The sequence below is a fragment of the Streptomyces sp. NPDC002386 genome, assembly GCF_053593175.1.
Genome location: NZ_JBSFBX010000007.1, coordinates 19851 through 33021 on the forward strand (window position 1 = coordinate 19851; position 13171 = coordinate 33021).

The 13171-nt window shown below is 72.3% G+C and carries 13 protein-coding genes; 8 read left to right on the forward strand and 5 right to left on the reverse strand.

Features of this window, described 5'->3' with window-relative positions; translation table 11 throughout:
* The first annotated feature begins 48 nt into the window (after positions 1 to 48).
* The 5 genes from ACWCPN_RS15915 to ACWCPN_RS15935 all read left to right on the forward strand — a co-directional run bounded on the left by ACWCPN_RS15915 (position 49) and on the right by ACWCPN_RS15935 (position 4607).
* A complete protein-coding gene (locus ACWCPN_RS15915; protein WP_451206641.1) occupies positions 49 to 570 on the forward strand; it encodes a DUF1453 domain-containing protein in 522 nt (173 codons plus the stop codon).
* Complete coding sequence (locus ACWCPN_RS15920) at positions 567 to 1718, forward strand: sensor histidine kinase (RefSeq protein ID WP_451206114.1); 1152 nt, start codon at positions 567 to 569, stop codon at positions 1716 to 1718. Before ACWCPN_RS15915 ends, ACWCPN_RS15920 begins: the two co-directional genes overlap by 4 nt.
* The gene (locus ACWCPN_RS15925) at positions 1715 to 2395 is read left to right on the forward strand and encodes a response regulator transcription factor (protein WP_451206117.1); all 681 of its coding nucleotides are present in this window, start codon (positions 1715 to 1717) and stop codon (positions 2393 to 2395) included. Before ACWCPN_RS15920 ends, ACWCPN_RS15925 begins: the two co-directional genes overlap by 4 nt.
* A gap of 167 nt (positions 2396 to 2562) precedes the next feature.
* On the forward strand, positions 2563 to 3018 hold the full coding sequence (locus ACWCPN_RS15930) for a DUF485 domain-containing protein (RefSeq protein ID WP_451206119.1): 456 nt from the start codon (positions 2563 to 2565) through the stop codon (positions 3016 to 3018).
* Positions 3015 to 4607, forward strand: coding sequence for a solute symporter family protein (locus ACWCPN_RS15935; protein ID WP_451206121.1), 1593 nt, complete (start codon positions 3015 to 3017; stop codon positions 4605 to 4607). The genes ACWCPN_RS15930 and ACWCPN_RS15935 overlap by 4 nt, the downstream gene beginning before the upstream one ends.
* Positions 4608 to 4680: 73 nt before the next feature.
* Here ACWCPN_RS15935 and ACWCPN_RS15940 read toward each other — a convergent pair whose 3' ends face one another.
* Positions 4681 to 5373, reverse strand: coding sequence for a response regulator (locus ACWCPN_RS15940; RefSeq protein WP_451206124.1), 693 nt, complete (start codon positions 5371 to 5373; stop codon positions 4681 to 4683).
* Positions 5374 to 5531: 158 nt separating this feature from the next.
* On the opposite strand from ACWCPN_RS15940, the gene ACWCPN_RS15945 reads away from it, so the two are divergent.
* The 3 genes from ACWCPN_RS15945 to ACWCPN_RS15955 all read left to right on the forward strand — a co-directional run bounded on the left by ACWCPN_RS15945 (position 5532) and on the right by ACWCPN_RS15955 (position 8345).
* Positions 5532 to 6347: an ABC transporter ATP-binding protein gene (locus ACWCPN_RS15945; protein ID WP_451206126.1), complete on the forward strand. Its 816-nt coding sequence runs from the start codon at positions 5532 to 5534 to the stop codon at positions 6345 to 6347.
* Positions 6337 to 7200 carry an ABC transporter permease gene (locus ACWCPN_RS15950; RefSeq protein WP_199212297.1) on the forward strand — a complete coding sequence of 288 codons (864 nt, stop codon included), beginning with the start codon at positions 6337 to 6339 and terminating at the stop codon, positions 7198 to 7200. The genes ACWCPN_RS15945 and ACWCPN_RS15950 overlap by 11 nt, the downstream gene beginning before the upstream one ends.
* A gap of 89 nt (positions 7201 to 7289) precedes the next feature.
* Positions 7290 to 8345, forward strand: coding sequence for an ABC transporter substrate-binding protein (locus ACWCPN_RS15955; RefSeq protein WP_451206129.1), 1056 nt, complete (start codon positions 7290 to 7292; stop codon positions 8343 to 8345).
* 18 nt (positions 8346 to 8363) lie between these two features.
* On the opposite strand, the gene ACWCPN_RS15960 is transcribed toward ACWCPN_RS15955, so the two are convergent.
* The 4 genes from ACWCPN_RS15960 to ACWCPN_RS15975 all read right to left on the reverse strand — a co-directional run bounded on the left by ACWCPN_RS15960 (position 8364) and on the right by ACWCPN_RS15975 (position 13128).
* Positions 8364 to 9044 carry a response regulator gene (locus tag ACWCPN_RS15960; RefSeq protein ID WP_451206132.1) on the reverse strand — a complete coding sequence of 227 codons (681 nt, stop codon included), beginning with the start codon at positions 9042 to 9044 and terminating at the stop codon, positions 8364 to 8366.
* Complete coding sequence (locus ACWCPN_RS15965; RefSeq protein WP_451206135.1) at positions 9041 to 10750, reverse strand: ATP-binding protein; 1710 nt, start codon at positions 10748 to 10750, stop codon at positions 9041 to 9043. Before ACWCPN_RS15965 ends, ACWCPN_RS15960 begins: the two co-directional genes overlap by 4 nt.
* Positions 10751 to 10847: 97 nt before the next feature.
* Positions 10848 to 11789, reverse strand: a complete 942-nt coding sequence (locus ACWCPN_RS15970) for a sucrase ferredoxin (RefSeq protein WP_451206137.1) — start codon at positions 11787 to 11789, stop codon at positions 10848 to 10850.
* A gap of 79 nt (positions 11790 to 11868) precedes the next feature.
* Entirely contained in the window at positions 11869 to 13128 is a 1260-nt protein-coding gene (locus ACWCPN_RS15975) for a citrate synthase (protein WP_451206139.1), read from the reverse strand.
* Positions 13129 to 13171 lie beyond the last annotated feature (43 nt).

Here is a 13171-nt window from a genome sequence, read left to right on the forward strand (position 1 = left end):
TCGGCGGCACACGCTCCCGACACCACCATCTCGCTCACGGAGGCAGTGATGTCCGGGTTCGTCAACGCGCTGGTGATCGTGGCCGTCGCCGCCGTGGTGATCGCGCGGCAGTTCCGTACCCGCGCGATCGACACGGACCGGCGCTGGTGGCTGCTGCCCGTGATCCTCGCGGTGGTGGCCCTGCGTGAACCCGGCATACTCGACGACCACCACCCCACAGCCTCGGCCGCCCTGCTCGCCGTCGAACTGCTCATCGGAGTGATCACGGGCGCCGGCTGGGCCTGGACCACACGGATCTGGACGGCGCCGGACGGGGGCGTGTGGACCAGGAGCACCAAGGCCAGCGCCGTCGTCTGGCTCGTCGGCATAGCCCTGCGCGCCGGCGTCTTCGCCCTCGGCGCCGCGTCAGGCGTGCACCAGGACGGTTCCGCGCTGATGCTGGGTCTCGCCGGCACCCTGCTGGTGCGCGCCGGGATCCTGGCCTGGCGGGCACAGTCCCTCGGCGGCCCGAGCCGCCCGGCCCCCGCCTACGGTGACGACATGTGCCTCGCGTGGAAGGAGCGCGTGTGACGGAGAACGCTCTGACCCGCTGGCCGAGCCGGGAGGCGCTCGGCCGGGCGGGCACAAGCCGGCCCCGGCGGATGCTCGCCTGGGCGGTCCGGTTCCTGGTACTCGCCCTGCTGCTGTGGGGCGCCTTCAGCCAGAGACACGTCGGCATCTGGGGGGCGCTCGCGGCCGCGGCGGGAGTCCTGCTCGCCGGACTCGTCGCCTGGGCGTTCTTCCACACCACCTACGAGCACCGGCTGGTGTCCTCGCTCGCGCTCATGGCGGTGCTCCTGGGCATCGCGGTGGCGGCAGAGGCCACCGGGTTCAGAGGGCCGGCCCTGGTGATCTGGTGCGGATGCGGAGTCTCGGCCCTGGAGCGGCTGCCCCTGGGGGCCGCGCTTCCCGTGACGTCCGTGGCGCTGGCCTCGTTCTCCGCCTTCAACAACGACGTGTGGCTCACCACGGCCGCCACGGTGGCGGGCATGGCCCTCGCCGGATATGTGCTGCGGCTCGACGCGGAGGCCCGGGGCGGCGCACAGCGTCTGCTGGCCCAGGAGCGCGCCGCCCGTGCCGCCGAGGCGGAATCGGCGGCGCTGGCCGAACGGGCGAGGATCGCCCGGGAGATCCACGATGTGCTCGCACACAGCCTCTCGGCGCAGCTGGTGCACCTGGAGGCCGCCCGGTTGCTGATCGAGCGCGGTGCGGACCGGGACCAGATCCTGGAGCGGGTGGTGGCCGCCCGGGGCATGGCCCGCGACGGCCTCGCCGAGACCAGGCAGGCCCTGAGCGCGCTGCGTGGTGATCTGACCCCGCTGGAGGAGTTCCTGACCGGACTCGTCAGCGCGGCCGACGGTGCCGATGTCACCGTCACGGGTGAGCGCAGACCGCTGCCGGTCGAGGCGTCCCAGGCCGTGCGACGGGTCGCGCAGGAGGCGCTGACGAACGTCCGCAAGCACGCCCAGGGTGCCAAGGTGCAGCTGCGGCTCGACTACGGCGAGCACGAAGTCACGCTGGGCGTACGGGACTCGGGCGGTCGTCCGGGCGAACTCACGGCTTCCGGTGGCGGGTACGGTCTGCGGGGGATGCGGGAGCGTGCCGAGCTGCTGGGCGGTTCGCTCGACGCGGGGCCGGACGAGGAAGGGTTCTTGGTGACGCTGAAGGTGCCCGTATGACGGAGGCCGGGGAGAGGAAGCCCGCGCGGGTCGTGGTCGCCGACGACCAGACCGTGGTCCGGGAAGGCATCGTGATGCTGCTGGGTCTGCTGCCCGGCCTGGAAGTGGTGGGGTCCGCCGGAGACGGTGAGGAGGCGGTGCGGCTGGTCGCCGAACTCGCGCCGGACGTTGTGCTGATGGACCTGCGGATGCCGCGCTGTGACGGAGTGGAGGCCACGCGCCGGATCCGGTCGGAGTACCCGGGAACCCAGGTGGTGGTCCTCACCACCTTCGGGGACGACGAGTCGCTGTTCCCGGCGCTGCACGCGGGAGCCCGCGGCTATCTGACCAAGGACGCGGGCGGCGACGAGATCGTGCGGGCCGTGCAGAGCGTTCTGTCGGGAGAGGCGGGACTGGCGCCGAGCGTCCAGCGGCGGCTGCTGGAGAGGCTGTCGGAGCCCGCGCCGGCGCCGGCACCTGTCGTGACCGAGGCGCCCGACGGGCTGACCGCCCGGGAGGCCGAGGTCCTGGTGCTGATCGCCGAGGGCCTGAGCAACCAGGAGATCGCCCGTCGGCTGCACGTCTCCACGGCGACGGTGAAGACCCACATCAACAATCTCTTCGCCAAGACGGGGCTCAAGGACCGGGCGCAGGCGGTGCGTTACGCCTACGCGAAGGGACTGGTGCGGCCCCAGTGAAATGAGTCACCTGATGGGGTGAAGCGTCCTGGGAAGAGAAGTCACAGATCTTCCCGGTCTGTCCATCCTTGGGTATGCAGTCAAGCGACGGTCGTGCCCGGGGAGCCGGGGACGGTGCCGGGAGTTCGGCCGGCAATCACGAAGACCATCACACGGCCTCCCGCGAGGTGAGATACGAGGACCCCTGGTACGACGCCCTGGCCTCCGGCTGGGGTGAACCGGACGGCACCGGCACGCCGGCCCGGGCCGTACCGGCACCGCGCGGGGAGTCGGACGCGGCGGCGCTCCGCGCCCGCGACGTGTACCTCGAGGTGCAGCGCAGCGAGGCCTTCCAGGAAGTGCGCGGACGGTACCGGAGGTTCGTGGTGCCGGCCGGCGCCGCCTTCCTCGTCTGGTACGTGGGATACGTGGTCACGGCGACGACCGCTCCGGGGCTCATGGCGAGGCCGGTGGTGGGGGCGGTGAACGTCGGAATGCTGGCAGGACTGGGCCAGTTCCTCAGCACCTTTCTGCTCACCTGGGGCTACGCCCGGCATGCTCGGCTGCGCCGGGACCGGCTCGCGCTCGAACTGCGCTGGAACACCCAGGAAATGACCCGTGGAGCCCGGGGAGGCACCTCGTGACCGGCGAGCACCAGACACTGGCACTGCTGCTGTTCAGCGGGTTCGTGGCCGTCACCCTGGCCATCACGACCTGGGTGAGCCGCAGGCGGCACGGTTCCGCGGAGGAGTTCTACGCCGGCGGGCGGTTGTTCTCCCCGATGGAGAACGGTTTCGCGGTCTCGGGCGACTACGTGTCGGCCGCCTCCTTCCTCGGGGTCACCGGGCTCATCGCGCTGTACGGGTACGACGGGCTGCTGTACGTGGTGGGCTTCTTCGTGGCCTGGCTGGTCGTGCTGTTCCTGGTGGCGGAACTGGTGCGCAACTGCGGGCGGTTCACGCTCGCCGACGTGGTCGCCGCTCGGATGAGCGAGCGGCCGGTGCGGATCGCGGCGGGCACCGCCTCGGTCACCGTGTCCGTCATGTACCTGGTGGCCCAGATGGTGGGCGCGGGCAGCCTGGTGGCCCTGCTGCTGGGGCGCACGAGCGGGACGGCCCAGGCGTGGACGGTCATCGCGGTCGGCGCCCTGATGGTGACCTATGTGTCGCTGGGCGGGATGCGGGCCACCACGTGGATCCAGATCGTGAAGGCGGTCCTGCTGCTCAGCGGGACGGTCGCGCTGACCGTGCTGGTGCTGGTGCGCTTCCACGGCGACCTGGACCGGCTGCTGGTCACGGCGGCCGAACGCAGCGGCCACGGCGACGCGTTCCTGGCGCCGGGGCTGAAGTACGGCGGGAACTGGACCGCCCGCCTCGACTTCATCAGCCTGGGCCTCGCCCTGGTGCTGGGCACGGCGGGGCTGCCGCACATCCTCTCCCGGTTCTACACCGTGCCCACCGCGCGGGCCGCCCGCCGCTCCGCGGTGTGGTCCATCGGCCTGATCGGCGGCTTCTACCTGATGGCGATCGTGCTCGGGTTCGGGGCCGCCGCCGTGGTCGGTCCCGAGGCCCTGCGCAGCTCCAACGCGGCCGGGAACACGGCGATGCCCCTGCTCGCCCTCGATCTCGGCGGAGGCGTCGGCTCCACGGGCGGTACGGTGCTGTTCGCGGTGGTCGCCGCCGTGGCCTTCGCGACGATCCTCGCGGTGGTCGCCGGGATCACCCTCGCCTCCTCGGCGTCCGTGGCCCACGACCTGTACGCGTCGCTGCGGCGTCCGCACACCAAGGTGCGCGGCGAGGTCGCGGTGGCCCGTGCCGCGGCCGTGGGCATCGGCGTCGTCGCGATCGCGCTCGGTCTGCTGGCCCGCGACCTGAACGTCGCCTTCCTCGTCGGTCTGGCCTTCGCCGTGGCCGCCTCGGCGAACCTGCCGGTGCTGGTGTACTCGCTGTTCTGGCGGGCCTTCACCACACGCGGCGCCGTGTGGGCCGTATACGGCGGACTGGTCCCGGCTCTCGTGCTGGTGGTGCTGTCCCCGGTGGTGTCCGGCAGCCCGGGTTCGCTGTTCCCGGACATCGACCTGCAGTACTTCCCGCTGCAGAACCCGGGCATCGTCTCCATCCCGTTGGGCTTCCTGGCGGGCTGGCTGGGCACGGTGACCTCGGACGAGGTCGCCGACGAGGCCAAGTACGCGGAGACCGAGGTGCGGTCGCTGACCGGCGCGGGCGCCGTCTAGCGGGGACGGGTGAACGGGGCGGCCGCACCGCGCGTGGACGTGGTGCGGCGTGCCGGCCGGGGGGTACCGGCGCTCACGGTGCCACCCATGCGTACCGGTGCTCCGGGCGGCCGGTGTCGCCGTACTTCAGGGAGAGGCTGAGGCGGCCCGCCTGTTCGAGGTGGCGGAGGTAGCGCTGGGCCGTGGAGCGGCTCAGGCCGGTGCGTGCCGCGACCTCGTGGGCGGACAGCGGCTGGTCCGCGCCGTGCAAAACGTCGCAGATGAGGTCCGTGGTGGGCTCCGAGTGGCCGCTGGGAAGGCCCGGGGCGGTCGGGGCCGGGGAGGTGCGCAGCGCGCCGAAGATCCGGTCGACCTGCTCCTGGCCCGTCAGCCCCCGGCCGCCGACCCGGTCCACGGTGCGGCGCAGGGCCGCGTAGGAGTCCAGGCGGGTACGCAGCGCGGCGAAGGTGAAGGGCTTGACCAGATAGTGCAGGGCGCCCAGGCGCATGGCCTGCTGGACGGTCGTGACGTCGCCGGCGGCTGTGATCATGATGACGTCGGTGCCGTGGCCCTGCTCCCGCATGCGGTGGACGAGCTCGAGACCGGTCCGGTCCGGAAGGTAGTGGTCGAGCAGAACCAGGTCGATGGCGGCGCGTTCGATGGCGGCCAGAGCCTGTGCGGCGCTGTGCGCGCGGGCGGCCACCCGGAAACCGGGAACCTTCCCCACGTACTTGGCGTTTATCTCTGCGACGCGGAAGTCGTCGTCCACGACCAGGACGTCAATCATCGGGCCTCTCCTCCAAGGCCGGCGAGCGTTAAGCCCGTGTTTCGGCTCCGCAGTTGTAACGCGAGCAAAATGAGCACAACAGGTGCTTGCGAGCAAAAGAACGGCATGTGCTCACAAGACTGCTGCTGTGGCCGGGGCCACACCTACCGTCCCGGGCCATGAGCACAGACACCAGCCCCGCCATCGAGCTACGGGGCGCGAGCAAAACCTTCAGGACCCCGTCGGGGGGTCTGCACACGGCCGTGCGCGGCCTGGACCTCACCGTGCGGCGCGGCGAGTTCGTGGCCGTCGTCGGGCCGACCGGCTGCGGGAAGTCCACGACGCTGACCCTGGTCAGCGGCCTGGAGGAGCCCAGCGAGGGCGAGGTGCTGGTGGCCGGGGAGCCGGTCGACGGCGTCGGTGACAAGGTCGGCTTCGTCTTCCAGCAGGACGCCACCTTCCCCTGGCGGACGGTGCTGTCCAACGTGATGGCGGGGCCCCGCTTCCGTGGCGTGCCCAAGGCGGAGGCCAGGCAGAAGGCCCGCGAGTGGCTGGCCCGGGTCGGTCTCGCGGCCTTCGAGGACCGCTATCCGCACCAGCTCTCCGGCGGCCAGCGCAAGCGCGTCGCCCTCGCCGCCACCTTCGTCAACGACCCCCAGATCCTGCTGATGGACGAGCCGTTCTCGGCGCTCGACGTGCAGACCCGCGCGCTGATGTCGGACGAACTGCTGGAGCTGTGGGAGGGCACGGGCGCGTCGGTCGTCTTCGTCACCCACGACCTGGAGGAGTCCATCGCGCTGGCCGACAAGGTCGTCGTGATGACCGCGGGGCCCGCGACCGTGAAGCAGGTCTTCGACATCGATCTGCCGAGGCCCCGCAAGGTCGAGTCGGTGAGGCTGGAGCCGCGGTTCATCGAGATCTACCGCGAGATCTGGGAGTCCCTCGGCGAAGAGGTCCGCATCACCCGCGAGAGGGGTGCCGCGAATGTCGCCTGAGGTGCTCAGCACGCCGGTCGTCGACACGGTCAAGGTCCCGGGCCGCGCGGAGTCACGCGCTCAGGCCGCCCGCAGACGCAAGGTGGTCGTCACCGCCGCGCGGGTGCTCCTCCTGGTGGCCGTGCTCGGCCTGTGGGAGGCGCTGTCCCGCGCCGAGATCATCGATCCGTTCAACTTCTCCATGCCCTCGAAGATCTGGGACCAGATCACCACCTGGGTGCTGCACGGGACCGCACAGGGCTCCCTGGGCGAGCAGATCTGGTACACGCTGCACGAGGCGCTGCTCGGCTGGGCCATCGGCGTCATCGCCGGTGTGGTGTTCGGTATCGCTCTGGGGCGGATCGCCTTCCTCGCCGATGTCCTCGGCCCGTACATCAAGGTCCTCAACTCCCTTCCCAGGATCGTCCTGGCCCCGATCTTCGTGATCTGGTTCGGCCTGGGCCCCGCCTCCAAGGTCGCGTCGGCCGTGGTGCTGGTGTTCTTCCCGGTGTTCTTCAACGCCTTCCAGGGCGCGCGCGAGGTCGACCGCAACCTGGTGGCCAACGCCCGGATCCTCGGCGCGAGCGACCGCAAGGTGACGCTGCAGGTGGTCGTCCCCTCGGCGACCTCCTGGATCTTCACCAGCCTCCATGTCAGCTTCGGCTTCGCCCTCATCGGCGCCATCGTCGGCGAGTACATCGGCGCCACGAAGGGCATCGGCCTGCTCGTCGCCGCGTCCCAGGGCACCTTCAACGCCGCCGGCGTCTACGCCGCGATGGTCATCCTCGCGGTCGTCGCGCTCCTCGCCGAGGGGCTGCTGACCTTCGCCGAACGCCGCATCTTCCGGTGGAAGCCGGCGAACTCCGACCACTGAGCCCGGCCCGCCCGGCGCAGCCGTGAAGCCGTGGCACTCCAAGACGCTTCCCTCATCCGCACCGCCCCCTCACAAGGACGTGAACCCTCATGCGCAAGACCGCCAGATACGCCGCGCTCGCCGTCTCCGGCCTGCTCGCCCTCTCCTCGCTCACCGCCTGCGCCAATGACGCGGCGAGCAGCACCTCGGCCGGCGGGAGCAAGGGCGACGGCAAGGGCACGAAGGTCAAGATCATGGTCGGCGGCCTGGACAAGGTCATCTACATGCCGGCGATGCTGACCCAGCGTCTCGGCTACTTCGACTCCGAGGGCCTCGACGTCGAACTGCTCAGTGAGCCCGCCGGTGTCCAGGCCGAGACCGCGCTCGTCTCCGGCCAGGTCCAGGGCGCGGTCGGCTTCTACGACCACACCCTCGACCTGCAGACCAAGGGCAAGGCAGTGGAGTCCGTCGTGCAGTTCTCGCACGCCCCCGGCGAGGTGGAGGTCGTCGCCGCCAAGAAGGCCGGTGACGTCACCTCTCCGAAGGACTTCAAGGGCAGGAAGCTCGGCGTCACCGGCCTCGGTTCCTCGACCGACTTCCTCACCAAGTACCTCGCGGTGAAGAACGGCGTGAACGTCAGCGAGTTCACCCCGGTCGCCGTGGGCGCCGGCCCCACCTTCATCGCCGCGCTGCAGCAGGGCTCCATCGACGCCGGTATGACCACCGACCCGACCGTCGCCACCATCCTGGACAAGAAGGCCGGGAAGATCCTCCTCGACATGCGCACCCCCGAGGGCTCCCAGGAGGCGCTCGGCGGCCCGTACCCGTCGTCCAGTCTGTACATGCAGACGGACTGGGTGAACGGGCACAAGGAGACCGTCCAGAAGCTCGCCAACGCGTTCGTCAGGACGCTCAAGTGGATGTCCACCCACAGCGCCTCCGAGATCGCCGCCAAGATGCCCGCCGACTACTCCCAGGGCGACAAGACGCTCTACGCGGAGGCGATCAAGAGCACGCTGCCGATGTTCACCAAGGACGGCGTGATGCCGGCGAACGGTCCCGAGACCGTCGAGAAGGTCCTCAAGGCGTTCAACCCCAACATCAAGAACGCAAAGGTGGACCTGAAGAAGACGTACACCACCGAGTTCGTCGAGGCCGCCGAGTAGCACCCCGGATCCACCCGCTCAGGCGCGGGTCGCCCACACGTAACGGTGTTCCGGGCGGCCCGCGTCGCCGTATTTGAGCGTCAGCCGGGCCCGTCCGGTCCGCTCCAGGAGCTTGAGATAGCGCTGGGCGGTCTGCCGGCTCACGCCGGTCAGATCGGCGATCTCCTGCGCGGACAGGGCGCCTTCGGCCTGCATCAGGGCCCGGCGCACCAGTTCGGCGGTGGTGGGGGAGTGGCCCTTGGGCAGCTCGGGCTCCGACGGTGCGGACAGGGCGCCGAAGATCCGGTCCACCTCGGCCTGTTCGGCCTCACCGCCGCCGTCCAGGGTCCGGCGCAGCACGGCGTACGCCTCCAGCTTGGCCCGCAGTCCCGCGAACGCGAACGGCTTCACCAGGTACTGCAGCGCGCCCTGCCGCATGGCCGCCTGGACGGTCGAGACGTCCCGCGCGGCCGTCACCATGATGACGTCGGTCTGGTGGCCGCGCCGGCGCATCTCCTGGACCACCGCCAGCCCGGTGTCGTCGGGCAGGTAGTGGTCCATGAGGACCAGGTCGATCCGGGGCAGCGCGTCCAGCAGGCGCAGCGCCTCGGCCGCGTTGTGCGCCTCGCCGGCCACACGGAAGCCGGGCACCTTCTCGACGTAGGCGGCGTTGACCCGGGCGACGCGGGTGTCGTCGTCCACGACCAGGACCTCGATCACCGTGCCTCCTCCCCGGCGGGGGCCGGCCTCTCCTGCGTGGCCGCACCGGACACTCCGGGTCCGGCGAGCGCGGGGTCCCGGTCCGGCGCGGCCAGCGCGTCGGTGAGCGCCTCGGGGAGTACGACGGTGAACTCCGCGCCGCCGCCGTCCGCCGTGCCCACGGTCGCGCCGCCGCCCTGCCGTTCGGCGAGCCGGCGCACCAGCGGAAGACCCAGGCCCCGCTTGCCGTGCGCGGGCGGCTTCTTGGTGGACCACCCGTCCGTGAAGACGATCTCGCGCTGGTCCGCCGGGACACCCGGCCCGGTGTCGCACACTCGCAGCACGACCGTACGGCCCTCGGTGCGCAACTCGACCTCCACACGCGCGTGCGGGGTGCCCGCGACCGCGTCCAGCGCGTTGTCCACCAGGTTGCCCACGACCGTCACGAGTCCGCGCGGGTCGACGAGCCGGTCGGGGAGGCGGGTGCGCTCCGACACCCACAGGGCGACACCGCGCTCGGCGGCGACGGTCGCCTTGCCGACCAGCAGGGCGGCCAGCAGCGGGTCCTGGATCTTCTCCGTGACCTGTTCGGCGGTGACCCGGTGGTCCCCGACGACCTCGCCGACGAACTCCACGGCGTCGTCGTACATCTCGAGTTCCAGCAGACCGAGCAGCGTGTGCATGCGGTTGGCGTGCTCGTGGTCCTGCGCGCGCAGCGCGTCGATCAGACCGCGGGTGGAGTCGAGTTCGCGGCCCAGCTGTTCCAGCTCGGTGCGGTCGCGCAGGGTGGCCACCGCGCCCCCGTCGTCGGTGGGCATGCGGTTGGCGACCAGGACCCGCTGCCCGCGCACGGTCAGCAGATCGGTGCCGGTCACCCGGCCGGCCAGGACGTCCGCGGTGCGGCCCTCGCCCAGTGCCTCGTCCGGCGACTTTCCGACGGCCTCGTCGCCGAGGCCCAGCAGCCGACGGGCCTCGTCGTTCAGCAGGCGGACACGGCCGGCCCGGTCGAGGGCCACCACGCCCTCCCGGATGCCGTGCAGCATCGCCTCGCGCTCGGCCAGCAGCGCGGAGATGTCCGAGAAGGCCAGGTCCCTGGTCTGCCGCTGCACACGGCGGGAGATCAGCCAGGCGGCCAGCGCGCCCACCGCGAGGGCGCCGCCCGCGTACGCGAACAATCCGGGTATCGCGGCCAGCAGCCGGGCGCGCACGCTGTCGTACGCGATGCCGACCGACACCGCCCCGATGATCCGGTGATCGGCGTCGTACAGCGGCACCTTCCCGCGCGCGGAGCGGCCCAGGGTGCCCTTGTCGATCTCCATGACGTCCCTGCCGTCCAGCGCGTCGGTGGGATCGGTGGAGACCGGCCGGCCGATCTCTTGCGGTGTGGGGTGCGACCAGCGCACCCAGTGACGGTCCAGCACCACGATGTACTCGGCGTTGGTGGAGTGCCGGATCCGCTCGGCCTCCCGCTGCACCGGGCCGTTCCGGCTCGGCGGGGTGGTCAGCACGCCCTCGGCGATCTCCGGGTCCTGCGCCGTGGTCTGGGCGATGGCCAGCGCACGGCGCATCGCCTCCTGGTCGAGCTGTTTGCTCAGCGGCGCCAGGAACAGCCCCGTCGCGAGCACCGCGACCCCCGCGGCGATCGCCACCTGCATCAGCAGCACCTGCGAGAACACCCGCCGGGGCAGACCGAGGCGCAGACGGCGTGCGGGGGGAGTGGGGCTCATGCCCCCGACCGTACGTGGGCGGCCCGGCCCGCCCCCAGCCGGTGTGGCACGGATCTCCCGGTCGGCGCCGGACGGGCCGGGGCCGGTGGCTCCGGGATCAGCTCGCCAGTGCCGTCGTCCCCAGCTCGCGCACCGCGACCACGTCCATGCGCGCCGGCGCGCCGAGCACCGAGGCGCCGCAGCTCTCCGGGCGCGGCGGCAGGGACGCCCCCTGGGCCACCGTGACGCGCCAGCGGCGGCCGTCGGCATGGGCGACGGTGACCTCCCAGCGGGGCGCCCTGCCCTCGGTCCGTACGACGCTCAGCGCGCCCGCCCGGCGCACCCCCGCCACCGAGCGCACGGCCAGCTCGGCGGCCTGGCCGGGCCGTTCCCAGGCGGAGCAGCCGCGACAGCCCTCCAGCTCCACGCGTCCCTCCTGGACGCCGTGCAGGGCCGCCTCGACCGTGTGCGCGTCCACCCGGCCGTAGGCGTAGCCGTACGGCAGCACGAGCACGGTCGGCGAGAAGCGATGACCACCCAGATGGGTGACCTCCCAGACGCCCCGCACACCGGAGGCGGCCAGTTCGGCGGCGAGGGGACGGCCGAGGAGGGCGCAGCAGCGGTCGCGCTTGCCGTTGGTGCAGACGAGCGCCAGCGGATCACCGCTGTGCGGACGGCCGCCGAGCGCCGTGCCGAAGGAGCGGTGGTCGCCGGCGCCGAGAGCCGCGAAGTCGAGGTCGAGCAGGCGGCGCGGGTCGCGGACGGTGGCGCCGTGCAGCCACACGTTTCCGGGCACGGTGTGTGCCGCGTACACCTGCCGGGGTTCCGGGGTCCCGGGGTCGGCGTGCCGGCCGGGGCGCCGGACCAGCGCGACCCGGACGCCGGTCCCCTCGGCGGCGGCCTCCAGGGCGCGGCCGACGGCGGGATCGAGATGGCTCGACGTGAGCGCCTTGGCGCCCCACGGCCCGGACTGCTCCAGCAGCAGCCACGTCGTCGCCGTGGCGGCCGTGGCGGAAACGGGCTCGTCGAGGTTCCGGGAGACGGTCGCGCACCTACTCACAGAGGCGAGCCTAACCTGACTCCTCCCGGGGCGACTTCCGGCCGGACCCGTGTCCGCTCCGGCGGCGGCGCGGGCGGCCTCACTCCGGCAGGGGCTGCGGGGGACGCGGGCCGACGTAGTGACCGCTCGGGCGCATGCGCAGCGGGCGTTCGCCGTACTCCTCCAGGGCGTGGGCGATCCAGCCCGCTGTGCGCGCGACGGCGAAGACGGTCTCCCCGGCGGTGGCGGGCATGCCGCAGGAGGCGGTGAACACCGCGAGCGCCAGGTCGACGTTGGCGTGCAGCGGAGCGTGCCGCGCGGTCGTCGCGACGACGTCGCGGGCCGCGAGGAGTGCCGGCTCGGCGTGCGGCACCTGCTCCAGCAGGCCGAACAGCACGCGCGCGCGGGGGTCTTCGCCGGAGTAGAGCCGGTGTCCCAGCCCGGGAACACGTCGTCCCGCGCGCAGTTGGTCCGCGATCACCGGGACGGCGGTGCCCTGGTCCAGCACATCGGCCAGCATCCGGTGGGCGAGGCCGCTGGCGGCACCGTGCAGCGGCCCCTCCAGGACGCCGAGTCCGGCCGAGACGGCCGCGTACGCGTGCGCGCGGGCCGAGGCGGCGACCCGGACGGCGAGCGTGGAGGCGGCCAGGTCGTGGTCGGCGAGCAGGGCCAGGGCGGTGTCCAGGACGCGCAGGGAGGCCTCGTCGGCGCGGCGGCCGGTCAGCCGGCCCCACAGGCGGTGGGCGAGCGGGCCGTCGTCCTCGTGGTCGTGCCGGACGGGTGGCAGGGCGGCCACGAGGGTGGGGATGAGGATGCGCCCGGTCCCCAGCACCGTCTCCTCGGAGAGGTCGAAGCGCAGCGGGTCCTCGGCGGCCGCGGCGATGGCCGCCACCCGCAGCCGGTCGGCCGGGGAGGTGTGCTCCGGCAGGGCGTTCACGGCGCGGCGGGCGACCTCGACGGTGGTCCGCGGCGCGGTGAAGGTCATACCCGGGGTCAGCCGCCCTGTCCACAGCCACTCCGCGACCTCCTCGTAGGAGTGGCGCGCGGCCAGTTCGGTGGCGTCGACACCGCGGAAGTAGTAGCGGTCCTCCTCGATGAGGGTGATGCGGGTCCGGACGGACAGGTCGCCCCCGGAGCCCGGACTCCCCGCGGCCTCCCGGCGGTTGCGGCGGGCGAGCGCCTCGACGTCCTTCGCGTCGAAGGTGCTGGCGCGGCCACCTGGTTCCCGCTCGCTGCTGAGCAGGCCGCGGCTCACGTAGGCGTACACCGTCTCCGGCTTCACTCCGAGCAGCTCGGCGGTCTCCCTGGTGCTCAGCCTTCGCCCGGGCCGCCGGTCCTGAGCGGGTTCCTGATCGCGCATGGGGGTCACCGTAGCCGCCTCTCCACATCTTGATTGATATACA